19 protein-coding genes and 1 pseudogene are annotated in these 22,228 nt (G+C 67.4%); 15 read left to right on the plus strand and 5 right to left on the minus strand.

Features of this window, described 5'->3' with window-relative positions:
- Positions 1-13 precede the first annotated feature (13 nt).
- Entirely contained in the window at positions 14-835 is an 822-nt protein-coding gene (locus tag ABNQ39_RS17535) for a ParB/RepB/Spo0J family partition protein (RefSeq protein WP_376962138.1), read from the minus strand.
- Positions 836-1,234: 399 nt separating this feature from the next.
- On the opposite strand from ABNQ39_RS17535, the gene ABNQ39_RS17540 reads away from it, so the two are divergent.
- Positions 1,235-1,711, plus strand: coding sequence for a class I SAM-dependent methyltransferase (locus ABNQ39_RS17540; RefSeq protein ID WP_376962140.1), 477 nt, complete (start codon positions 1,235-1,237; stop codon positions 1,709-1,711).
- 12 nt (positions 1,712-1,723) lie between these two features.
- Entirely contained in the window at positions 1,724-3,046 is a 1,323-nt protein-coding gene (locus tag ABNQ39_RS17545; protein ID WP_376962142.1) for a class I SAM-dependent methyltransferase, read from the plus strand.
- A gap of 40 nt (positions 3,047-3,086) precedes the next feature.
- Here ABNQ39_RS17545 and ABNQ39_RS17550 read toward each other — a convergent pair whose 3' ends face one another.
- Together ABNQ39_RS17550 and ABNQ39_RS17555 are read right to left on the minus strand one after the other, a co-directional pair.
- On the minus strand, positions 3,087-5,246 hold the full coding sequence (locus ABNQ39_RS17550; protein WP_376962144.1) for a malate synthase G: 2,160 nt from the start codon (positions 5,244-5,246) through the stop codon (positions 3,087-3,089).
- Between the two features lie 159 nt (positions 5,247-5,405).
- Complete coding sequence (locus ABNQ39_RS17555; protein ID WP_376962146.1) at positions 5,406-6,650, minus strand: hypothetical protein; 1,245 nt, start codon at positions 6,648-6,650, stop codon at positions 5,406-5,408.
- 207 nt (positions 6,651-6,857) lie between these two features.
- Here ABNQ39_RS17555 and ABNQ39_RS17560 point away from each other — a divergent pair, with 207 nt between their 5' ends.
- The 12 genes and pseudogenes from ABNQ39_RS17560 (at position 6,858) to ABNQ39_RS17615 (ending at position 17,440) form a co-directional block, all read left to right on the plus strand.
- Positions 6,858-7,919 carry a hypothetical protein gene (locus ABNQ39_RS17560; protein WP_376962148.1) on the plus strand — a complete coding sequence of 354 codons (1,062 nt, stop codon included), beginning with the start codon at positions 6,858-6,860 and terminating at the stop codon, positions 7,917-7,919.
- Positions 7,916-8,341, plus strand: a complete 426-nt coding sequence (locus ABNQ39_RS17565; RefSeq protein ID WP_376962150.1) for a phage holin family protein — start codon at positions 7,916-7,918, stop codon at positions 8,339-8,341. Before ABNQ39_RS17560 ends, ABNQ39_RS17565 begins: the two co-directional genes overlap by 4 nt.
- Positions 8,342-8,352: 11 nt before the next feature.
- Positions 8,353-9,387 (plus strand): hypothetical protein, encoded by a 1,035-nt coding sequence (locus ABNQ39_RS17570; RefSeq protein WP_376962152.1) that lies wholly within the window; start codon positions 8,353-8,355, stop codon positions 9,385-9,387.
- Between the two features lie 314 nt (positions 9,388-9,701).
- A complete protein-coding gene (locus ABNQ39_RS17575) occupies positions 9,702-10,172 on the plus strand; it encodes an SUF system Fe-S cluster assembly regulator (protein WP_376962154.1) in 471 nt (156 codons plus the stop codon).
- Between the two features lie 45 nt (positions 10,173-10,217).
- A complete protein-coding gene (gene sufB / locus ABNQ39_RS17580) occupies positions 10,218-11,702 on the plus strand; it encodes a Fe-S cluster assembly protein SufB (protein ID WP_376962156.1) in 1,485 nt (494 codons plus the stop codon).
- A 133-nt stretch (positions 11,703-11,835) separates the two neighbouring features.
- Positions 11,836-12,525: pseudogene (sufC, locus tag ABNQ39_RS17585) on the plus strand (Fe-S cluster assembly ATPase SufC); the annotation flags it as partial.
- Positions 12,525-13,892: a Fe-S cluster assembly protein SufD gene (gene sufD, locus ABNQ39_RS17590; protein WP_376962158.1), complete on the plus strand. Its 1,368-nt coding sequence runs from the start codon at positions 12,525-12,527 to the stop codon at positions 13,890-13,892. The pseudogene sufC and the gene sufD, both read left to right, overlap by 1 nt.
- Positions 13,893-13,894: 2 nt before the next feature.
- Positions 13,895-15,157 (plus strand): aminotransferase class V-fold PLP-dependent enzyme, encoded by a 1,263-nt coding sequence (locus tag ABNQ39_RS17595; protein ID WP_376962160.1) that lies wholly within the window; start codon positions 13,895-13,897, stop codon positions 15,155-15,157.
- Positions 15,154-15,621, plus strand: coding sequence for a Fe-S cluster assembly sulfur transfer protein SufU (gene sufU / locus ABNQ39_RS17600; RefSeq protein ID WP_098738187.1), 468 nt, complete (start codon positions 15,154-15,156; stop codon positions 15,619-15,621). Before ABNQ39_RS17595 ends, sufU begins: the two co-directional genes overlap by 4 nt.
- A 15-nt stretch (positions 15,622-15,636) precedes the next feature.
- Positions 15,637-16,086 (plus strand): iron-sulfur cluster assembly protein, encoded by a 450-nt coding sequence (locus ABNQ39_RS17605; protein WP_376962163.1) that lies wholly within the window; start codon positions 15,637-15,639, stop codon positions 16,084-16,086.
- 22 nt (positions 16,087-16,108) lie between these two features.
- Positions 16,109-16,453 carry a HesB/IscA family protein gene (locus tag ABNQ39_RS17610; RefSeq protein ID WP_098738185.1) on the plus strand — a complete coding sequence of 115 codons (345 nt, stop codon included), beginning with the start codon at positions 16,109-16,111 and terminating at the stop codon, positions 16,451-16,453.
- Between the two features lie 129 nt (positions 16,454-16,582).
- Positions 16,583-17,440: a hypothetical protein gene (locus ABNQ39_RS17615; RefSeq protein WP_376962165.1), complete on the plus strand. Its 858-nt coding sequence runs from the start codon at positions 16,583-16,585 to the stop codon at positions 17,438-17,440.
- A 42-nt stretch (positions 17,441-17,482) separates the two neighbouring features.
- Here ABNQ39_RS17615 and ABNQ39_RS17620 read toward each other — a convergent pair whose 3' ends face one another.
- Both ABNQ39_RS17620 and ABNQ39_RS17625 read right to left on the minus strand, forming a co-directional pair.
- A complete protein-coding gene (locus tag ABNQ39_RS17620; RefSeq protein WP_376962167.1) occupies positions 17,483-18,376 on the minus strand; it encodes a pirin family protein in 894 nt (297 codons plus the stop codon).
- A 36-nt stretch (positions 18,377-18,412) separates the two neighbouring features.
- A complete protein-coding gene (locus ABNQ39_RS17625; RefSeq protein WP_376962172.1) occupies positions 18,413-18,739 on the minus strand; it encodes an antibiotic biosynthesis monooxygenase family protein in 327 nt (108 codons plus the stop codon).
- A 458-nt stretch (positions 18,740-19,197) separates the two neighbouring features.
- Here ABNQ39_RS17625 and ABNQ39_RS17630 point away from each other — a divergent pair, with 458 nt between their 5' ends.
- The gene (locus tag ABNQ39_RS17630; RefSeq protein ID WP_376962174.1) at positions 19,198-22,221 is read left to right on the plus strand and encodes an EAL domain-containing protein; all 3,024 of its coding nucleotides are present in this window, start codon (positions 19,198-19,200) and stop codon (positions 22,219-22,221) included.
- Positions 22,222-22,228: the final 7 nt, after the last annotated feature.

Consider the following 22,228-nt stretch of genomic DNA (forward strand, 5'->3'; position numbering starts at 1 on the left):
TCAATCCACCCCCTCAATTCACCGCCGGATCGTCGCCCAGCAGCAGGTCGATGCGCCGGCGCAGGCTGATCAGTTCGCGGCGCTGCATGTCGTCGACATAGGCGCGGTGCTCACGCGGATCGCCCAGCCGGGCGGTGGCGCGGCGCAGCGCGTCGAGGAAGCGGCCGACCGCCGACATGGTGCGCAGCGACGGCTCCTTGGCGGCGTCCTTGCGGCTGCGCGCCGCCTGCACCGTCCCGTCGCCGGCCTTCACCTGCTCCCACAGGGCGATCTGCTCGTCCAGATCCTTGATCCAGGCGATCTCGATCAGGGTGGAGCGCGACACGTCATGGTGGGCGGCGGCATATTCCTGCTTGATCGTCTCCGGCAGGCTGTTCAGCCGCAGGGTATGGCTGACGTTGCTCTGGCTCTTGCCGATGATGCGGCCCAGCTGTTCCTGGGTGTAGCCGAAGCGGTCGATCAGCCGCGCCAGCGCCTCCGCCAGTTCCAGCGCGTCGAGATCGACGCGCTGCACATTCTCCACCAGCGTCAGCTCGTCCGGATTGCCGGAGGTGACCAGCGCGTAGATGGTCGCCAGCCCCAGCATCTCATGCGCCCGCAGCCGCCGTTCCCCGGCGACCAGGCGGTGGCCGCCCACCACCTCCTGCACCAGCACCGGCTGCTTCAGCCCGTAATGCGCAATCGAATCGGCCAGCCCCTGCATGTCCTGCGGGTCGAAATGGCGGCGCGGCATGCTCGGGTTGCGCATGATCCTGGCGACGTCGAGTTCCAGCAGCCGGGGCGGCTTGCCCATATCGTCGAACAGATCCGAGTGATCGGGTGCGAGCGTCGGCATGTCCTGGTCTGGTCCCCTGGTCCCCAATCCTTCCGGCGTTCTTCCGGTTCCGCAACGGTGCCCGGCGGTTACAGCCCTGTCAACGGTGCAGTGGAAGAAAAGGAGAACATCGCTCCGTCGATGCTGCGTGCGCGAGAGTCCGACTGAAATACTCGATGACAAGGATCCGTCATGGCGGCGTCACCGTTTTGTTAAACGATCGTTCAAAATCCATTCGGCTGGCGCAATGAAACGTAACTCAGTAGAAAGGGGTTATGCAGAGCCGAGGATTTGATCGGGCGTCTGTTGGGAGGTCGGTCGATGTCACTTGCTGAGCGCAAGCTTTTTGTCGAGCGCTGGATTCGCTCACCATTGAAGGTCGCGTCGGTAACTCCAAGCGGACCTGAACTGTGCCGGGCGATGGCGAAGGCCGCCCAGTGCAGCCCCACGCGGCGGGTGGTGGAGTTGGGGCCGGGCACCGGTCCGGTCACCACGGCGCTGCTCGCCCATGGCGTCACGCCCGACAATCTGCTGATGGTGGAACTCGATCCCGCCTTCGCCGACCATCTGTCGATGCTGCACCCCAGCGCCACGGTGGTGCGCGGCGACGCGACGCGGGTTCACCGCATCGTCCAGGCCCATGGCTGGGAGAGTTGCGACGCGGTGGTTTCCGGCCTGCCGCTGATCGCCATGCCGCTGTCGGTGCAGGCGCGGATCGTGCGCGGCGCCTTTTCCGTGCTGGCGCCCGACGGCGTTTTCGTGCAATTCACCTACGGTCCCTTCGCCCCGGTCAATCCGGAGCTGATCCGGCGGCTGCGGCTGAAGCCGCGGCGCCATGCCTGGATCGCCCGGAACCTGCCCCCGGCGTCGGTCTGGACCTTCCGCAGGCTGCCCTGACGACGAGTCATTTTGACCGCTGATACCGTACTGGACGAGGCGCGCGCCCTGATCGACGCGCGCCGTTACCGCCCCGCCCTGCGCCTGCTTCGCGGCGCCCCCGCGTCCTCCGGGATCGAGCGGCTCCATCTGCTGGGGCTGGCCCATCTCGGCCACCGCGGTCCGGCGGCCGCCGTCGCCTGCCTGCGCCGGGTGCTGGCCGACAGCCCCGGAGACGCTGACCGGCTGGCCATGCTCGCCAAGGCCCATCAGGCCGACAACGCCCCCTTCCCCGCCGTCACTTGGCTGGAGCGCGCGCTGCGCGTCACCCCCGGACGCCCCGACCTGACCGCGGCGCTGGCCGGAGCCCTGCGCCGCGACGCCCGCTACAGCGACGCGATTGCCGTGACGCGCGAGGCGCTGGCCGCCGGCGACCTCTCCCCCGACATCCGCTTCGAGGCCGCCACCGCCGCCGCCTATCTCGGGCGCGACGGGGAGGCGCTGGCCCATTTCGACGCGTTGCTGGCCGACGATCCCGAGCACGCCGCGGCCTGGTTCGGCAGCCACGCCCAGGCCCTGCACGATCTCGGGCCCGACGAAGCCCTGCGCCGCCTGCGCCGCGCCACCCGCTGCGGCGGTGCCGCCGGCAAATACTGGGGCTATCTCGCCGCCACGCTGCGGCTGCTCGGCCGCGATGCCGAGGCCGACGCGGTGGAGGTGGCGGAGGTCGGCGACAACCCGAAGCGCCGCCCGCTGCCCGACGGGGTCAAGGCGCTGCTGCCCAAGCTCTCCGCCGACTTCCGGCTGTTCGGCAACAGCGGCCGGCTGCTGCGTCACGCCGTCGCCTGCGCCGCCACGCCCGGTCTGGTGCTGGAGTTCGGCGTGCGGCGCGGCACCTCGCTCGACCACATCGCCGATGCGGCGGGCCAGGAGGTCCACGGCTTCGATTCGTTCGAGGGCCTGCCGGAGGGTTGGGTCAACTCTCCCCGCGGCGTTCTGACCACCGGCAGCCAGTTGCCGCCGGTGCGCGACAATGCCCGCCTGCATGTGGGGTGGTTCGAGGACAGCCTGCCGCCGTTCCTGTCGGCCCATCCGGGGCCGGTGCGCTTCGTCAATGTCGACAGCGACATCTACGCCTCGGCCCGCACCGTGCTGACCGCGCTGGCCGACCGGGTGCGTCCGGGAACGATCGTCGTCTTCGACGAGTATATCGGCAACCGCAGCTGGCGCGACGACGAGTACCGGGCCTTCCAGGAATTCGTCGCCGAAAACGCGGTGCGCTACGAGTATTTCGCCGCCAGCCCCTATACCAAGCAGGTCGCGGTGCGGGTTCTGGGCATCGGCCACTCGGGATAAGTGCTGCGGGGAGCGAGGCCCCCCGCAGCGAAGACCGACCTCAGCCGGCCGCCTTCACCTGACGGCGGCGCGCATGCAGGACCGGCTCGGTGTAGCCGTTCGGCTGGACGCGGCCCTTGAACACCAGATCGCAGGCGGCCTGGAAGGCGATGCTGCCATCGAAGTTGCCGGCCATCGGCTTGTACAGCGGGTCGCCGGCATTCTGCTTGTCGACGACGGCGGCCATGCGCTTCATGACCTCCATCACCTGGGCCTCGGTGCAGATGCCGTGGTGAAGCCAGTTGGCGATGTGCTGGCTGGAGATGCGCAGGGTGGCGCGGTCTTCCATCAGCCCGACGTCGTGAATGTCCGGCACCTTGGAGCAGCCGACGCCCTGGTCGATCCAGCGCACCACATAGCCGAGGATGCCCTGGGCGTTGTTCTCCAGCTCCTGCCGGACCTCGTCCTCCGACCAGTTGGGCCGGTCGGCGAGCGGGATGGTCAGGATGTCGGACAATGCTGCGGCCTGCCGCTTGGCCAGCTGGTCCTGCACCTCGGCCACATTCACCGCGTGATAGTGGGTGGCGTGCAGGGTGGCTGCGGTCGGCGACGGCACCCAGGCGGTGTTGGCGCCGGCCTTCGGATGGCCGATCTTGGCGACCAGCATGTCGGCCATCAGGTCGGGCATCGCCCACATGCCCTTGCCGATCTGGGCGCGGCCCTTCAGACCGGCGCGCAGCCCGACATCGACATTGTTGTCCTCATAGGCGGAGATCCACTTGGTCGCCTTCATCGCCGCCTTGCGGACGACCGGGCCGGCCTCCATCGAGGTGTGGATCTCGTCGCCGGTGCGGTCCAGGAAGCCGGTGTTGATGAACACCACCCGGTCCTTGGCGGCGCGGATGCACTCCTTGAGGTTGACGCTGGTGCGGCGCTCCTCGTCCATGATGCCGACCTTGAGGGTGTTGCGGGCGATGCCCAGCAGATCCTCGACGCGGCCGAACAGCTCGTCGGCGAAGGCGACCTCTTCCGGCCCGTGCATCTTCGGCTTCACGATGTAGACCGAGCCGGCGCGGCTGTTGCGCAGCCCTCCCTCGGCCTTCAGGTCATGCAAAGCGATCAGCGAGGTGAAGACGCCGTCGAGGATGCCTTCCGGCGCCTCGCTGCCGTCGGACAGCTTGACCATGTCGATGGTCATCAGATGGCCGACGTTGCGGACCAGCAGCAGGCTGCGGCCATGCAGGGTGACGCTGCCGGCCGGCGTGGTATAGGTGCGGTCCGGGTTCAGCTTGCGGACGACGGTCCTGTCGCCCTTGGGGAAGCTGGCCTCCAGCGTGCCCTTCATCAGGCCCAGCCAGTTGCGGTAGGCGACGACCTTGTCCTCCGCATCCACGGCGGCGACCGAATCCTCGCAGTCCTGGATGGTCGACAGCGCCGCTTCCAGCACGACGTCGGCGACGCCGGCTGCATCGTCCTTGCCGATCACGCTGCTGCGGTCGATGCGGATCTCGATGTGGGTGCCGTTCTGGACCAGCAGCACGGCCGACGGCGCCGAGGCCTCGCCCTGCCAGCCGACGAAGGCGGTCTTGTCCTTCAGGCCGGTCTTGCCACCGTCCTTCAGCGTCACCGCCAGCGCGTCGCCCTCGACCGCGTAAGCAGCGGCGTCGGCATGGCTGCCGTCGGCCAGCGGAACGCTGTCGTCGAGGAACTTGCGGGCCCAGGCGATCACCTGCGCGCCGCGCGCGGCATCATAGCCGCCGGCCGCCGGGGTGCCGGGGATGGCGTCGGTGCCGTACAGCGCATCGTACAGGCTGCCCCAGCGCGCGTTGGCGGCATTCAGGGCATAGCGGGCGTTGGTGATCGGCACCACCAGCTGCGGGCCGGCGAGATAGGCGATCTCCGGATCGACGTTGCCGGTGCCGACGGCGAAGTCGCCGCCCTCCGGCACCAGATAGCCGATCTCGCGCAGGAAGGCCTCGTATTCGGCCTGATCGAAGAGCTTGCCGCGGCGGGCGGTGTGCCAGCCGTCGATCTGCGCCTGCAGGCTGTCGCGCTTGTCCAGCAGCGCCTTGTTGCGCGGCGCCAGCTCGTGCAGGAGCTGGTCGAGGCCGGTCCAGAGACGGTCGGCGTCGACACCGGTCCCCGGCAGCGCCTCGTCATTGATGAAGTCGTACAGCGGGCGGGCGATTTCGAGGCCGCCACGGCGGATCCAGTTGCTCATCTCGTTGCGTGTCCCATTCTCTTGCGCTCGGTTCGCAGACTCCTCTCCGGGAGTCTTTGTCATCGGTTATCGCGTCTTCCGATTGACCCGGTCAACACAATGTCGCACCGCAGCGTATGGAGAAATGGTAGCAGGCGGCCGGCGCCGGACCGGCCGCGCTCACGCCAAGAGATTAAGCACTGCTGCCGGCTGGTTGGCCGAAGCGGCGGCGGTCGACAGGGCCGCGCCATCTGCCCCGTCGGCAGCGCTATCGGGCGCTCCGGTGGCCCCGAGCACCTGCCCAAGCTCCTTGCCGGACCCGAGCGCCGCGGCGCGCAGGGCGTTGACCTCCTTCTGGGCGGCCTCGACCATCTTGTCGTCGGCCTTGAAGCCTTCCCGCCGCTCGCGCCGCCGTTTTTCCGACTCGTCCAGCATGTTGGCGGCCTTCGCCTCGCCGATGATGCGCTTGGAGGTGGCGAGCACCCCCTCCACCCGCTGACCGAAGGTGTCGGCCTCACGGTAGCGCGACATCTTCATGGCGTTGTCGGCCATCAGCTGCTGGATCATCGCGCTTCGCCCGCCGGTGCCGGCCGCCGGAGCAGCGGACTGACTGGCGGCGGACTGGCCGGCAGCGGCGGATTGACCGTCGGCAGGCTGGCCCGCAGCGGACGGATCGGCGCCTGACGGGCTGGCGGCGGTCATCCCGCCATTGCCCAGGCCCGACAGCACATCCTCCACCATGCGGGCGATGTCGGCGGGCAGTTTGCCATCCTTCATCTCCGCCGCTCCCGCGGACTGGGCATCCGCATCGGCGCCGGCATCGGCCGCCATCAGGTCGGCGGCGCTTTCCGCGGAACCGGCGGCGGCCGACGCCCCCTCCCCCGTCGAGATGCCGATGGTCAGCGTCACTTCGGTCTGTTGCAGGGTCATGCTGGTGGTCGTGCGGGTGATCGTCGTCTCCGACGACAGCATCGTGCCGCCGCCGGTGGCGGCGCTGCTGTCACCCGGCAGCCCCAACTCCGCCGCGGCCTTGATGCCGGCACCATACTCCTTGGCGGCGCGCCCGGCCTCGCGCGCCAGCAGCGCCGCCTCCCGCGCCAGGGTCGCCAGCTTCTGCGGATCGCCCTGGGCAAAGCGCATCGCCAGCTTCAACTGCTCGATCTTGCGTTCGACCTGCTCGAGCCGCGCGGCAGCCGCCTGTTTGGGCCCACCGACCCGCCTCGCCTCCTCCAGCGCCGCCTGGGCGCTGGCATGATCGCTCTGCCATTTGGTCGCGGCCTGGGTCAGCGCCTGCGCGCGCTCCGCCTTCTGGGCGAGCTGGCCGTGGGCGTCCTTGGCCTGCAGCTCCTTCTCCCACGGCTTCTTCGCCTGCTGCAGGCGGAAAAGCCCGGCCTGGCCGTCGGCCACAACGCTGAAAACGCTCATGCCGCCACCCCCCGGTCCGGCCGAACCAACTTGTTCGCGGCAAAGTTTAGCACAATCGCAGAAACTGTCCATTTCGCGCGGTGCGTGCGTGGAACCCTGAAGGCTTGGCCGGTGTTTCACTTCCCGACACCCGCTTCCGCAACGGGCGGTTCGATACCGCAGGCGCGGAGCCACGGAATACCGGAATCCCCGAGGAGGAAAGACAAGATGCCGAACCGCGACATGACCGGCACCGGCGGACCGACCCCGACCGGCTCCACCACCGGAAGTTCAACCGCTGGAAGCTCGTCGACCGGAAATTTCGCTGCCGGCAGCTCCAACATCGGCGGCAGCGTCGATGAGATGAAGAAGACCGTCAACCGCGCGGCCGACGACGTGATCTCCACCGGCCGCGAGACGCTGGGCAACGCCCAGGGCCGCATCCGCTCGCTGCTGGAACAGCAGACCGGCCGCGCCGCCAATCAGCTGGGCGGGGTCGCCAACGCCCTCCACAAGGCCGCCGAGCAGTTGAACGAGGAAAATGGCGGCGTGGTCGCCGATTACGCCGAGCAGGCGGCCAGCCGCGTCGAGCGTGTCGCCGACATGCTGCGCGACGCCTCGGTCGACGACATCGTCGGCGAGGTCGAAGGCTTTGCCCGCCGGCAGCCCGAGGTGTTCATCGGCGCCGCCTTCGCCGTCGGCTTCCTCGCCGCGCGCTTCCTCAAAAGCTCCAGCGACCGTCGCATGCACCGCGCCTCGACCTCGCTTCGCGGCACTGCGCACCCGTCGCAGACCGTGCGCACCGCCCGCGGCGCTTCCTACGACGCCGGCCGTGATACCGGCCGCGACCGCAATCGCGACATGAACCGCGGCACCACCCCCAGCCGCGGCATGGCCGGCGGCATCGGCGAGTCCGTCAGCCGCAGCACCCCGTCCCACAGCGCCGACACCCCGACGACGGGGTCTTCCGGCGTGAACACCGGCCATCTGGCCGGCCGCATGGACTCCGAACGCGGGTCGGAGCGTCTGGGTGAGCCGAAGCAGGCCGCCGGCCGCATCGGCATGCCGCTGTCGACCGCCCCGGCCTCGGTCACCGGGCACGGCGCCTCGCCGTCGGCGGACACCGCTCTCGGCACCAGCACCATCGGCACGCCGGCCGGCGTTTCGGGTGCCGCCGGCGGCGGCGTCAATTCCGGCACCACCGGCATCGGCAGCGTCCAGGGCGGTAACCAGGGCGGCGCTGCCGGGGCCACCTCCTCCACCTCCAAGCCGCAGGGTCAGCGTCCATGAGCGCCGCCGAGAACCGCTATGACGAGCCGCGGGATCCGCGGCAGGATCGGCCGCTTGCCGGCCTGTTCGCCGATCTCGCCCGCGAATCCGCCAACCTCGCCCGATCCGAGATCGCGTTGGCGAAGGCCGAGCTGACCGACAAGGCCTCAGAGGCCGCCGGTGGCGTCGCCTTCATCGCCGTCGGCGGACTGGTCGCCTTCGCCGGCGTCCTGGTCCTGCTTGCCTCCGCGGTTCTCGGCCTGTCCCACGTCCTGGCCCCGTGGCTGTCCGCGCTGATCGTCGGCGTGGTGGTTCTGGCGGTGGGCGGCATCCTAGCTTACGTCGGCAAGAACCGGCTGAGCCCCGCCAACCTCCGCCCCCGCCGCACCATGAACACGCTGGACGAGGACAAGCGCTGGGCGAAATCCCAGCTTGCCCGCTGAGGGGCCGGCCGATGACGGAAGACGATCGTCAATCGAAGGATCTCGACGCCCTGGAGGGCGACATCCGCGCCAGCCGCGCGCGCATCGGCGGCACCGTCGATGCGCTGCGCGACCGGACATCCCGTCTGCGCGACAGTCTGACGCGGTGGTCTCCCCAAACCCTGATGGAGAATTCCATGAAGCACACCTACTCGCCGTCGACCCCGGACACCCCGTCCCAGCGCGCCAACCTGCACCAGACCGACCGTTACGAAAGCGGCCAGACCGTCCATTACAACCGCCGGCAGTCCCAGTCCTCCGGGTCGGTGCTGGACAGCGTCACCAGCAACCCGATCCCGCTGGCGCTGGTCGGCATCGGTCTGGGCTGGCTGGCCCTGTCCAGCACCGGCTACGACCGCCGCATCGCCCGCTCCAGCACCGTCCGCAACGCCCGCCACCGCGTGGGCGACGCCGTGGACTACGCCCGCGAAACGCTGAGCGACGCCGGCGAAAGCGTCCGCAACGCCGCCAGCTCGGCCTATGACAGCGCCTCGGGCGCGGTCAGCTCGGCTTACGACAGCGCGTCGGGCACCGTCAGCGGCATGGTGGGCGGTTCGGACGACGGCCAAGCGTCCGATCATGTGTCCGGCCGGAGCGACCTCCACAGCCAGCGCCAGTCGCAGGGCTATGTCAGCCGCGGCGTGTCCCGCCTGTCCTCGATGACGCCGTCGACCGACCATCTGCGCCACCGCGCGCACGACATGTCGACCGGCTTCTGGGATCTGATCGAGGATCATCCCATCGTCGCCGGCGCCATGGGCGTCGCGCTGGGTGCGGCCATCGGCGCCGCCCTGCCCGGCACCCGCTATGAGAAGCAGTGGGTCGGCGACTATGCCGACGAGGCGACCGAGCGGGCCAAGGCCATCGCCATGGACGCGCTGGACCGCGGCACCCGCGCCGCCCAGGCGGCCGCCCAGACCGTGGTCGAGTCGGCCAAGGAAGACGTCCGCGACGTCGTCACCGAAGCCACCAACGCCGCCCGCGAGGAAGTGAAGAAGCCGGGCTGATCCCCCGCTTCCATCGCCACCGGTCCGACCCCGCGCCGCTCCCGGCGCGGGGTTTTCCGTATTTGGAAAACTCTTCGCGACCCTGCGGCAAACCGCCGCATCGCGTCGCCTGACCTGCGGCTTCGCTGTAGCGTGGGGACAATCGCGGCGCTATAACCAAGCGGCGTTGACGGGTATTGCCGGCACGTCAGCCATGCAAACCCGCGAAAGCCGCGGAAACCCTGTGCTTTTATCGACAAACGCCCCTTGCCCCCCGGAGCAATCAGGACTAAATTGGTCCTGTATTCGAAACCGGGGTGAAACGGGGTGCGGGCATGATCCGGCTGAGCAAGCTGACCGACTATGCCATCGTCGTGCTGAGCGAGATGGCGCGCCAGGTCGGCACGGTCCACACCGTCGCCCATCTTGCCGACCGCACCGGCGTTCCCGCCCCCACCGTCGCCAAGCTGATGAAGGCGATGACGCCTGCGGGTCTCACCACCTCGCAGCGCGGTGCTGCCGGCGGTTATGCGCTGAGCCGGGCGGCCGATGCAATCTCCATCGCGGAAATCATCACGGCGCTCGACGGTCCCATCGCGCTGACCGCCTGCGTCGACGGCGCCGACAGCCAGTGCGGGGTGGAGCAACTTTGCCCCATGCGCGGCGGTTGGGAAAAGGTGAACCGCGCCATCCGCGGCGCGCTGGAGGAGGTGTCGCTGGCCGACATGATGGTCCCGATCACCTTCCCGGCTCCGGCAGCCGCAACGACTTCCACAGCCGCCCAGCCGGCCCGCCCTGCGCACTGAACGGCGCGCACCGAACAGCATTCTTGAGAAGGACGAGGCAAAGCCATGGCCGCCCAACCGGAAACCGTCGAGCAGGTCCGCGCCGTCACCGAGCAGAAGTACAAGTACGGCTTCACGACCGACATCGAGGCCGACGTCGCGCCGAAGGGCCTGAACGAGGACATCGTCCGCTTCATCTCCGCCAAGAAGGAGGAGCCGGAGTGGCTGCTGGAGTGGCGCCTGAAGGCGTTCCGCGTCTGGCAGACGATGGAGGAGCCGCAATGGGCCGCCGTCAGCTTCCCGCCCATCGACTATCAGGACGCGCATTACTATGCGGCGCCGAAGAAGAAGGCCGGGCCGAAGTCTCTGGACGAGGTCGATCCCGAACTGCTGAAGACCTACGAGAAGCTCGGCATCCCGCTGCGTGAGCAGGAGATCCTGGCCGGCGTCGAAGGGTCGGAAGGCAAGAGCCCGGCCATCGCCGTGGACGCCGTGTTTGACAGCGTGTCGGTCGCCACCACCTTCAAGGCCAAGCTGGAGGAGATGGGCATCATCTTCTGCGCGATCTCCGAGGCGGTGCAGAAGCACCCGGAGCTGGTGAAGAAGTATCTCGGCTCGGTGGTGCCTTACACCGACAACTATTATGCGACGCTGAACTGCGCGGTCTTCACCGATGGCAGCTTCGTCTACATCCCCAAGGGCGTGCGCTGCCCGATGGAGCTGTCGACCTACTTCCGCATCAACCAGGCCAACACTGGCCAGTTCGAGCGGACGCTGATCATCGCCGACGAAGGCGCCTATGTCAGCTATCTGGAAGGCTGCACAGCGCCCCAGCGCGACGAGAACCAGCTGCACGCCGCGGTGGTCGAGCTGGTGGCGATGGACGACGCGACGATCAAATATTCGACCGTCCAGAACTGGTACCCCGGCAATGCCGAAGGCGTCGGCGGCATCTACAACTTCGTCACGAAGCGTGGCGCCTGCCGTGGCCGGAACTCCAAGATCTCCTGGACGCAGGTCGAGACCGGCTCGGCGATCACCTGGAAGTATCCGAGCTGCATCCTGCAGGGCGACAATTCGGTGGGCGAGTTCTATTCGGTCGCCATCACCAACAACTTCCAGCAGGCCGACACCGGCACCAAGATGATCCACATCGGCAAGAACACCCGCTCGACAATCGTGTCGAAGGGCATCTCGGCCGGCAAGGCGCAGCAGACCTACCGCGGCCTCGTGAAGATCCTGCCCCGTGCGGAGGGTGCGCGCAACCACACCCAGTGCGACAGCCTGCTGATCGGCGACCAGTGCGGCGCCCACACCGTCCCCTACATCGAGAGCCGCAACCGCTCCGCCCGCATCGAGCATGAGGCGACGACGGCCAAGATCAGCGAGGACCAGCTGTTCTACTGCCGCCAGCGCGGCATCTCGGAAGAGGACGCGGTGTCCCTGATCGTCAACGGCTTCTGCAAGGAGGTCCTGAAGGAACTCCCGATGGAATTCGCCGTCGAGGCGCAGAAGCTGGTGGGCATCAGCCTGGAAGGCAGCGTGGGGTAAAGCCCCTCCGACAGAACGTGAAGACCGGACGGCGTGCCGGCGGCCTGAAGAAGACAACGAGGCGAAGACGATGATCGAAATCAAGAACCTGCACGCCACCGTGGACGGCAAGGAAATCCTCAAGGGCGTCGACCTGACCATCCGCCCGGGCGAGGTCCATGCCATCATGGGGCCGAACGGCGCCGGCAAGAGCACCATGTCCTACGTGCTGGCCGGCCGCGACGGCTACGAGGTCACGGAAGGCTCGGTCACCTATTACGGCAAGGACCTGCTGGCGATGGAGCCGGAGGAGCGGGCCGCCGAGGGTGTCTTCCTGGCCTTCCAGTATCCGGTCGAAATCCCCGGCGTCGGCAACACCACCTTCCTGAAGACCGCGATCAACGCCATCCGCAAGCATCGCGGCGAGAAGGAACTCGACGCCATGCAGTTCCTCAAGCTGATCCGCGAGAAGACCAAGGCGCTCGGCATGAGCGACGAGATGCTGAAGCGCGCGGTCAATGTCGGCTTCTCCGGCGGCGAGAAGAAGCGCAACGAAACGCTGCAGATGGCGGTTCTGGAGCCGAAATTCGCCATCCTCGACGAGACCGACAGCGGGCTCGACATCGACGCGCTGAAAATCGTCGCCGAGGGTGTCAACGCGCTGCGCTCACCGGAGCGCTCGATGCTGGTGATCACCCACTACCAGCGCCTGCTCGACTACATCGTTCCCGACCATGTCCATGTGCTGGCCGCCGGCCGCATCGTCAAGTCCGGCGGCAAGGAACTGGCGCTGGAGCTGGAGAAGAACGGCTACCGCGACTTCGGCGCGAGCGAGGCGGCGTGATGACGGCCAACCATTCCCCGCTCCACCCGATGACCTACTCGACGCGCGGCGCCGATCCGGCGACGGCGCCGGCCTTCCTGGCGCCGCTCGACGAGGTGGGTGCCGGCCTGCCCGGTAGCGGCCTGTCCTGGCTGCGCGAGCTGCGCACCGCGGGCCGCGAGCGCTTCGCCGCCGTCGGCCTGCCGACGATCAGGAACGAGAGCTGGCGCTACACCAACCTGCGCGACCTCGCCAAGGTCAGCTTCCAGCCGGCCGCCCCCGCCGCCGCCGTGATCGACCTGCTGCCGACCGTCCGCGCCGAGGGGCAGGACGGCCCGCGTCTGGTCTTCGTCGACGGCCGCTTCCGCGCCGATCTGTCGTCGGTCGAGGGCCTGCCGCCCGGTGTGGAACTGCTGAGCATCGCCGCCGCGCTCAACAGCCACGGCGATTTGCTGGCCGACCATATCGGCCGCCTCGCCGCGGCGGACGACCGTCCGCTGGTCGCGCTGAACAGCGCCTATCTCGCCGACGGTCCCGTCCTGCATGTGCCGGCCGGCGTCCAGGTCGAACGCCCCATCGAGCTGGTCTTCGTCTCGGTCGGCTCGGAGACGCAGGCGACCTCCTGCCACCCGCGCAGCCTGCTGATCGCGGAGGCGGGATCCAAGGCGGTGGTGGTCGAACACCATGTCGGCCGCAGTGCCGGCACCACGCTGGCGAACCACGTCACCGAGGTGTTTGTCGGCAAGGGCGCCACCCTGCACCATTACAAGTCGCAGCGCGACGGCGCATCCGCCATCCACCTGTCGCACATCGCGGCGACGGTGGCGGCCGGCGGCTGCTACGACAACTTCATCCTGACGACCGGCGCCAAGCTGTCGCGCAACGAGGTGGTCAGCCGCCTCGACGGCACCGATGCCCGCACCCATGTCAGCGGCGGCTATCTGGTCCGTGGCACCCAGCATGCCGACACCACCACGCTGATCGTCCACGCCCAGCCGAACGGCACCAGCCGCGAGGTCTACAAGGGCGTGATCGACGACACCGCCCGCGCGGTGTTCCAGGGCAAGATCACCGTCTGCCCCGGTGCGCAGAAGACCGACGGCTACCAGCTGAACCGCGCCCTGCTGCTGTCCGACGGGGCCGAGATCGACAGCAAGCCGGAGCTGGAAATCCACGCCGACGACGTGAAGTGCAGCCACGGCTGCACCGCGGGCGAGCTGGACGACGACGCGCTGTTCTACCTGCGCGCCCGCGGCATCGACCACGACGCTGCCCAGGGCCTGTTGATCGGCGCCTTCCTGTCAGAATCCCTTGAGGAAATCGCCGAAGAGTCGATCCGCGACGCCTTCCAGGGGATCGTGGCCGGCTGGCTGGAGGAGCAGAAGTAACCATGTCCGATGCCATCCTGAACCAAGCCTACGACGTGCAGCGGGTGCGGGAGGATTTCCCGATCCTCGCCCGCAGCGTCCACGCCAGGAAGGGAAAGCCCGGCAAGCCGCTGGTCTATCTGGACAGCGGCGCCTCCGCCCAGAAGCCGCGTCAGGTCATCCAGGCCATGACCCGCTTCCTGGAGGAGGATTATTCCAACATCCACCGCGGCGTCCATTTCCTGTCGCAGACCGCGACCGACCAGTTCGAGGCGGTGCGCACCAAGGTCGCGCGTTTCCTGAACGCGCCGAACGACCGCTGCATCGTCTTCACCCGCAGCTCGACCGAGGCGATCAACCTCGTGGCCTCCAGCTATGGCCGGACCTTCCTGAACGAAGGCGACGAGGTCATCCTGTCGATCATGGAGCATCACGCGAACATCGTTCCGTGGCAGCTGCTCCAGGCCGAGAAGAAGATCGTCATCAAGGTCGTGCCGTGCGACGAGGACGGCGTCCTCGACATGGACGCCTACCGCGGCCTGCTGTCCGACCGCACGAAGCTGGTGGCGATCACCCACTGCTCCAACGTGCTGGGCACCGTCACCCCGGCCAAGACCATCGCCAGGCTGGCGCATGAGCGCGGCGTGCCCGTCCTGTTCGACGGCAGCCAGGCGGTGGTCCACGGCACGGTCGACGTGCAGGACATCGACGCCGACTTCTACGTCTTCACTGCGCACAAGCTCTACGGCCCGACCGGCCTCGGCGTGCTCTACGGCAAGTACGACCTCCTGAAGAAGATGCCCCCCTACCAGGGCGGCGGCGACATGATCGAGAGCGTCAGCTTCGAAGGCACCACCTTCAAGGCGCCGCCGTCGCGCTTCGAGGCCGGCACCCCGCCGATCACCGAGGTCATCGGGTTGGGTGCGGCCATCGATTATGTCGAGGCTCTCGGCCGCGACGCCATCGCCGCGCACGAGCACGATCTGCTGCAATACGCCACCCAGCAGTTGTCGCAGATCGACGGGCTGCGCATCGTCGGCACCGCGCCCGGCAAGGGGCCGATCGTCTCCTTCGCGCTGGACGGCGTGCACCCGCACGATGTCGGCACCATCGTCGACCAGTATGGCGTTGCCGTGCGCGTCGGCCGCCATTGCGCCGAGCCGCTGGCCGAGCGGTTCGGCGTCGGACCGACCGTCCGCGCCTCCTTCGGCCTCTACAACACCCGGGAGGAAGCCGACGCCCTCGTCCAATCCCTCCAGGCGGTCAAGGAGTTCTTCGGAGCATGATGGACGATCTGCGCGAGCTGTATCAGGAAGTGATCCTGGACCACGGCAAGCATCCCCGCAACTTCCGCCATCCCGACGATGCCAACCGCGAGGCGAAGGGCGAGAACCCGATGTGCGGCGACCGCTTCATGGTCTATCTGACCCTGAAGGACGGGGTGGTTGACGATGTGGCCTTCCAGGGCCGCGGCTGCGCCATCTCCACCGCCAGCGCCTCGATGATGACGGAGCTGGTGCATGGCAAGACGGCGGCGGAAGCGGAAAAGCTGTTCCACGCCTTCCACGAGCTGTGCACCCAGGATGAGCCCGACATCCCCGAGGGTGTCGACGACGAGACGATGGAAAAGCTGATGGTGATGTCCGGTGTGCGCCAGTTCCCGGTGCGGGTGAAGTGCGCGACGCTGGCCTGGCACGCCATGAACGCGGCACTCCATGGCGAGGCTTCGGCCTCCAGCGACCAGTTTTGACGGAAGGGGATCGAAATGCCCGATGAAGCCCTGACCCAGCGCCCGATGGCTCCCAATCCGGCCGAAGCCGAGGCGCAGTTGAAGGCCGATGCGACGACCGCGGCTCCCGACTCCAAGGACTTCGCCCCGATGCCCCAGCCGCCCGAGGGCTACGACCCGCGGGAGGAGATCATGGATCGCGTCGTGGCGGCCATCAAGACCTGCTACGACCCGGAAATCCCGGTCGACATCTGGGAACTGGGGCTGATCTACCGTGTGGACATGGATGGTCAGCGCAATGTCGAGATTGATATGACGCTGACCAGCCCCATGTGTCCGGTGGCCGGCGAACTGCCCGAGCAGGTCCGTCAGGCCGTGCTGGGCGTCGAGGACGTCAACGAGGTCAAGATCGAGCTGGTGTGGGAGCCCCCGTGGCACCAGGGCATGATGTCCGAGGAAGCCCGCCTGCAACTGGATATGTTCTGAGCCGCATTAGGAGACCGTCACCATGGCCCGCCCCCTGCCCAAGGCGCTCACGATCACCGACGCCGCCGCGGAGCGCGTCAAGGCGCTGATGTCCAAGGCCACCGACGACATGGTCGGCCTGCGCATCGGCGTGAAGGCGCGCGGCTGCTCCGGCCTCAGCTACGACGTTCAGTATGCCAAGGAGAAGATGAAGTTCGACGAGGTGGTGGAGGACAAGGGCGTCACCATCCTGATCGACCCGGCCGCCGTCATGTTCCTGATCGGCAGCGAGATGGACTATGTCGACGACAAGTTCCAGACCGGCTTCGTCTTCAAGAACCCGAATGAAAAGGGCCGCTGCGGCTGCGGCGAGAGTTTCCACGTTTGAGATCGGGCAACGCCTCCACCGCCACTCGCGGCGGTGGAGGAAATATAATAATAATTCTCGCGTAATTTTGACTCACACCCCCGCTTGCGCTATGGTGATCGTAGTGCCACGCAAAGTTGGGGGTGTGGAATGGTGCAAAGCGTTTACAGCAACGCCTGGGCGGCATTGACCGGCAAGGCCGGCACAAGCGCAACAGCGCAGTTGTTCGCCGGCAAAGCCGCTTCGTCCCCTATGCCAAACAAAGCGGAAACGGCGTCGGTCAACGCATCGACCGCCTCTGCCGGCGATACCGTTGCGGTCAGCAAACTCGGCAAGGCGCTGAGCGGCCTCGCAGCGAAGGCATTCGAGCATCTCGACTCCGACAGCAAGAAGCAGTTGGAAGGCCTTGTCGAATCCGGCCGTGTGTCGGCGGATGACGCTGTGAAGGGGCTGCGGTCCCTGGCGAAGAATGCGCTGTTCAACCGCTTCGTGACCGAGAGCGGTCACAGTGCCGAAGAACAGCAGATGTCCGACCGCATGAAGGTCGCTCATGAACAGGGTGCCGCAGCGGCGAAGGCCACCGAGAATCCAGAGTACTGGTCGGCGCTCAAGGAGATGGACCAACTGGGCGAAGCGCGAAAAAATGGCTCCGTCAGTCAGGAGGAGGTCAGCGCCATGCACCGCTCGGTCTCCGAACGCCTCAAAGGAACCACGCCCCCCGGCGCCATCCATGTGTCGGACGAGGAGCGTTCCTTGATGGGGGCGGTCTTCACCAGCAAGGCCAATCGGTTCGCCGATCTGAACTTTGGTGACGATGATCGGGAAACCAGTTCGACCACCGACAAGATCGCAAGCAAGGACGAGTTGGACGCTGCCGACCGGCTCTTTGCAGGCGGCTTCAAACTCGAAAACAACGCAATGGCGCGCTTCGCCGCCGATTACGACATTCCCGGTCTGGGCAAGGGCACAATGCCGGCGTGGTTCAGCTTCAAACCAGTCAGCCGATAGATTACCGGTTCCCCGATGATGCCGCGCCGCTTTCGCTGCCCCTCACGACATCGGGTTGGGCGGCGGCTTCGGCATCTCCGGCAGCGGGATGAACTCGCCGTTGTCGAGGTCCGGCAGCTTCATCCGCCCGGCCCGCCAATCCGCCTTGGCCTGCTCGATCCGCTCCTTGCGGGACGACACGAAGTTCCAGTCGATGAAGCGCTGCCCCAGCGGCTCGCCGCCGACGGCCATGACGATGGACTGGGCGGCGGCGGTCAGCGCCGCCGGATGGCCGGGGGCGAAGACGATCATCCGCCCCGCCTCGAACCGCTGCCCCTCCACCTCCACGCTTCCCGCCACCACATAGGCCGCGCGCTGCCATCCGTCCTCCGGCAAGGCGACGTGGGCGCCGGGGGCGAGATCCCAGTGGATGTAGAACAGCGGGGAATGGGTCTTCACCCCCGCCCTGGCCCCGAACGCCTCGCCCGCCACCAGCCGGCCGCGCACGCCGCCGTCCTCGAAGACCGGCAGGTCGCCGGTGCCGTAATGGGCAAAGGCCGGGTCGGTCTCCTCATCCGCTTCCGGCAGGGCGACCCAGGCCTGGATGCCATGCATCGTCCCGCCTTCCATCCGGGCGCGCTCGAAACGCTCGGAGTGGGTGATGCCGCGGCCGGCGGTCATCCAGTTCACCTCGCCCGGCCGGATCGGCTGTTCGGAGCCCACGCTGTCGCGGTGCATGATCTCGCCCTCGAACAGGTAGGTCACGGTGGACAGCCCGATGTGCGGGTGGGGACGCACGTCGACGTCGCGGGGAAGGCCCGGCTGGAAATCGACCGGCCCCATATGGTCGAAGAAGACGAAGGGGCCGACCATCCGCCGCTGGACGAAGGGCAGAACCCGTCCCACCTCGAAACCGCCAAGGCTCTTGCGGCGCTGTTCGATCACCAAATCCAGCATGGGGGTCTTCCTCCCGACGGTTGAGGCTTGTTTCGTTCAGGCGTTGGGATCGCGCGGCACGGTCTGGATGACCTCGAACCCCTCGAACTCCGGCGGCCCGACGTAAAGCGGCTTGCGGGCACCGGCATTGCCATGGGCGTTGCGGAAGGCTTCCGACCGCGTCCAGCCCTGGAAGGCGCTTTCGGACTCCCAGACCGTATGGGACGAATAGAGCCGGTGGTCGTCCCGGTCGGGCCCCCGCAGCATGTGGAACTCGACGAAGCCCGGCACCTTGTGCAGATGGACCTCGCGGTTCAGCCAGACCTCCTCGAACTCCTGCTCGGCCCCATGGCGGACCTTGAAACGGTTCATCGCGATGAACATGCGGCATTCCTTTCCGGCGTGGTCGACAGGCCCGACCCGGTCGAGGATAGAGTTGGCGGCAGCGCGGGGCAATCAACCTGACGCGGCGTCTCTTATGATCGTACCGCGCCGGAGCAGAGACGCCGAATCCGCAAATCTCACATACACTTCAAAGCCTTGATGCCCACTTTTTCCCAAGTGCCCACATGTGCTCCGACCGATGGGATACAATGCACACGCCTCCCCCGGTCCGGAGAAGCAACCATGCCCGTTCTTCGCAAGCCCCTCGCGATCTCCACATGCCCCGGATGTGCTGAACAGTGGAACAGCCTCCGGAATCTGTTTCACGCTGTTCCAAACGTCCAGTCCGGTAAGGGTTGTCCGTGTCTGGACCCCTAATGCCGTTAAGCTCTAATATACGCATAAGAGGTACAAGGTCCGCGGGCCGGGTGACCGACCCAGTGGCCGGGGGGAGCGAAATGACTGCGACAGTCCCAAAGCAGACGGGGACGGTGCAAGGCCGTGCCAAGCCTCCTGGCGCCATCGGCACGCTCGTTACCCTCTCCGTTCCCTTCCTGCTCGTGCTTCAGGGCGCCCGTGTGCCGGGGTCGGTGGAACTGGCCGATTACCTGCCGCTGCACACCTTCTTCGAAACCTTCGCCATCGCCGTCGCCACCCTGATCTTCGCCATCGGCTGGCACTCCCGGAACGACGACACCCCGCCGGCCCTGCTGGCGCTGTCCACCTGCTTCCTCGGGGTGGCGCTGCTCGATTTCGGGCATCTGCTGTCCTTTGCCGGCATGCCCGACTTCGTGACGCCGGCCAGCCCGGAAAAGGCCATCGCCTTCTGGCTCGGCGCCCGGCTGGTGGCGGCGCTGGCGCTGCTGATGGCGGCCGTCCTTCCCTGGAAGGCCGGCACGGCGAACTCGGCGGCCCTGCGCTATCCGCTGATCGGCGGGGTTCTGCTGTCGAGCGCTGCGATCTTCTGGGCGGTCCTGTGGCACCCGGATCTGCTGCCACGCACCTATGTGGCCGGGAGCGGGCTGACGCCGCTGAAGATCGCTGCCGAATATCTGCTGGTTCTTCTCTATGCCGCGGCGGCGCTGATGTTCTATCGCCGCCGGCGCGCGGCGCGCACGCTCGACGTCCACCGCATGGTGATCGCCGCCATCGCCATCGCGATCAGCGAACTGTGCTTCACCCTCTATCTCAGCGTCTACGACCTCGCGAACATGGCAGGCCATGTCTACAAGGTCATCGGCTACTGGTATCTGTACCGCGCGGTGTTCGTCACCGCGGTGCATCACCCCTATGACGCCCTGCACCAGTCGGAACGCGACCTCTGGCGGGAAAAGGAGCAGGCCCGCGTCACCCTGCTGTCCATCGGCGACGGGCTGATCGCCACCGACACCGCCGGCCGCGTCAGCCTGATGAACCCGGTGGCGGAGCGGCTGACCGGCTGGACCCTGGGCGAGGCCGCCGGACGGCCGGTGACCGAGGTGTTCGACATCGAGAATGCGGAGACGGGCCGGCGGGTGCCGGTGCCGGTCGAGCAGGTGCTGAAGAACGGCGACATGGTCGGCCTCGCCAACCACACCGTTCTGGTGGCGTGCGACGGAACCCGCAGCCACATCGCCGACATGGCCTCGCCCATCCGCGACCGCGACGGCACGCTGCACGGCGTCGTCATGGTCTTCCAGGATGTGACCGAGACCTATGCCGGCCGCGAGGCGTTGAAGGACAGCCTGTCGCTGAACACCGGAATCCTCGAAAGCGCCGCCTGCGGCATCGTCGCCACCACGCTGGACGGCGTCGTCCGTGTCTTCAACCGCGAGGCGGAGCGCATCTTCGGCTACCCGGCGGCGGAGATGATCGGCAGCGCCGACCTGCCGCGCCTCTATGACCCGGATGAACTGCGCGCCCATGCCGACGGGCTGTCCATCGAGCTCGACCGTCCGGTCAAGGCGAATTTCGCGGCGTTGGTCGCCCACACCCGGTGCAGCGGCCGGCCCGAGCCCGGTGAGTGGACCGGCGTGCGCAGGAACGGTGCCCGCATCTCGATTTCCACCGTCACCAGCGTGCTGCGCGACAGCGGCGGCACGGTCCGCGGCTATCTCACCGTGGTGATGGACGTCACCGAGCGGAAGCAGGCGGAGCGGCAGATCGAGAATCTCGCCTTCTACGACCCGCTGACCAACCTGCCGAACCGGCGCCTGCTGATGGAGCATCTCGACGTCCATCTGCGGGCGGCCCGGCTGGGCGCGCGCTGCGGTGCGCTGATGTTCCTCGATCTGGACGATTTCAAGGGGTTGAACGACGCCCGCGGCCATATGGTCGGCGACATGCTGCTGCGCGAACTGGCGGCGCGGCTCAACGCCACCCTGCGCAAGGGCGATCTGGTCTGCCGGCTGAGCGGGGACGAGTTCGTCATCCTGCTGCCGGACATCGGTGCCACGCTGGAGGAGGCGACCGCCATCGCCTCAAAGGTGGCGGAAAAGCTCCGGCAGGCGGTGGCCCAACCCTTCCAGCTCGACTGCTGCGAGCACAGCATCTTCGCCAGCATCGGCCTGACCGTCTTCCCCAAGACGCCGGACGAGTCGGTGGAGGATCTGCTGAAACAGGCCGACACCGCCATGTATGCCGCCAAGGACGGCGGGCGGAACACCATCCGCGACTATGATCCCGCCATGCTGATCGAGGCCCAGGCCCGGCTGCTGCTGCTCCAGGATTTGCGCAAGGCGGTCGATGCCGGGGAATTCATCCTGTTCCTGCAACCGCAGACCAGCGCCGACGGCACGCTGGTGGCGGCAGAGGCTCTGATCCGCTGGCAGCATCCGCAGCGCGGCTTCGTCGCCCCCGGCGCCTTCATCGCGGAGGCAGAGGAGTCCGGCCTGATCCTGCCGATCGGCGATTGGGTCCTGATGGAGGCCTGCCATGTGCTTCGCCGGCTGGCCGATGCCGGCAGCGACTGCCACCTGTCGGTCAACATCAGCCCGCGCCAGTTCCGACAGCCGAATTTCTGCGCCGGCGTCATCGCCGCTCTGCGCGCCACCCGGACCGACCCGCGCCGCCTGATGCTGGAGATCACCGAGGGCATCGCGGTCGGCGACTGTGCCGACACCGCCGCCAAAATGTCGGAGCTTGCCGCTCTCGGCATCTCCTTCTCGCTGGACGATTTCGGCACCGGCTTCTCGTCGCTGTCCTACCTGAAGCGGTTGCCGGTGCGGGAAATCAAGATCGACCGCTCCTTCGTCCAGGATGTCGACAGCAACAGCCACAATGCGGTTCTGGTGGAAACGATGCTGTCGATTGCCAGCCGTCTCGGCTTGAAGGTGGTGGCGGAAGGGGTGGAAACCGCAGCCGAGCGGGATTTTCTGAAAGATCGCGGCTGCACGGTTTTCCAGGGCTACCACTTCGACAGGCCGATGTCCGTCGAAGACTTCATCGCCAAATATATGAAGAAAACGGAGATCGCAGAAATGGAAGAACCGGCCCACGCATGATGGTGGG

The organism is Azospirillum sp. A26 (genome assembly GCF_042604635.1).
Classification (GTDB): domain Bacteria; phylum Pseudomonadota; class Alphaproteobacteria; order Azospirillales; family Azospirillaceae; genus Azospirillum; species Azospirillum palustre.

Bases quoted from the DNA above. Each gene is read 5' to 3' on its own strand.
- ABNQ39_RS17610 (WP_098738185.1), top strand. From the start codon at position 16,109: ATGGCCCGCCCCCTGCCCAAGGCGCTCACGATCACCGACGCCGCCGCG.
- ABNQ39_RS17615 (WP_376962165.1), top strand. From the start codon at position 16,583: ATGGTGCAAAGCGTTTACAGCAACGCCTGGGCGGCATTGACCGGCAAG.
- ABNQ39_RS17595 (WP_376962160.1), top strand. From the start codon at position 13,895: ATGTCCGATGCCATCCTGAACCAAGCCTACGACGTGCAGCGGGTGCGG.
- ABNQ39_RS17620 (WP_376962167.1), bottom strand. From the start codon at position 18,376: ATGCTGGATTTGGTGATCGAACAGCGCCGCAAGAGCCTTGGCGGTTTC.
- ABNQ39_RS17625 (WP_376962172.1), bottom strand. From the start codon at position 18,739: ATGTTCATCGCGATGAACCGTTTCAAGGTCCGCCATGGGGCCGAGCAG.
- sufD (WP_376962158.1), top strand. From the start codon at position 12,525: ATGACGGCCAACCATTCCCCGCTCCACCCGATGACCTACTCGACGCGC.
- sufU (WP_098738187.1), top strand. From the start codon at position 15,154: ATGATGGACGATCTGCGCGAGCTGTATCAGGAAGTGATCCTGGACCAC.
- ABNQ39_RS17550 (WP_376962144.1), bottom strand. From the start codon at position 5,246: ATGAGCAACTGGATCCGCCGTGGCGGCCTCGAAATCGCCCGCCCGCTG.
- sufB (WP_376962156.1), top strand. From the start codon at position 10,218: ATGGCCGCCCAACCGGAAACCGTCGAGCAGGTCCGCGCCGTCACCGAG.
- ABNQ39_RS17630 (WP_376962174.1), top strand. From the start codon at position 19,198: ATGACTGCGACAGTCCCAAAGCAGACGGGGACGGTGCAAGGCCGTGCC.
- ABNQ39_RS17540 (WP_376962140.1), top strand. From the start codon at position 1,235: ATGGCGAAGGCCGCCCAGTGCAGCCCCACGCGGCGGGTGGTGGAGTTG.
- ABNQ39_RS17605 (WP_376962163.1), top strand. From the start codon at position 15,637: ATGCCCGATGAAGCCCTGACCCAGCGCCCGATGGCTCCCAATCCGGCC.
- ABNQ39_RS17555 (WP_376962146.1), bottom strand. From the start codon at position 6,650: ATGAGCGTTTTCAGCGTTGTGGCCGACGGCCAGGCCGGGCTTTTCCGC.
- ABNQ39_RS17560 (WP_376962148.1), top strand. From the start codon at position 6,858: ATGCCGAACCGCGACATGACCGGCACCGGCGGACCGACCCCGACCGGC.
- ABNQ39_RS17535 (WP_376962138.1), bottom strand. From the start codon at position 835: ATGCCGACGCTCGCACCCGATCACTCGGATCTGTTCGACGATATGGGC.
- ABNQ39_RS17575 (WP_376962154.1), top strand. From the start codon at position 9,702: ATGATCCGGCTGAGCAAGCTGACCGACTATGCCATCGTCGTGCTGAGC.
- ABNQ39_RS17565 (WP_376962150.1), top strand. From the start codon at position 7,916: ATGAGCGCCGCCGAGAACCGCTATGACGAGCCGCGGGATCCGCGGCAG.
- ABNQ39_RS17570 (WP_376962152.1), top strand. From the start codon at position 8,353: ATGACGGAAGACGATCGTCAATCGAAGGATCTCGACGCCCTGGAGGGC.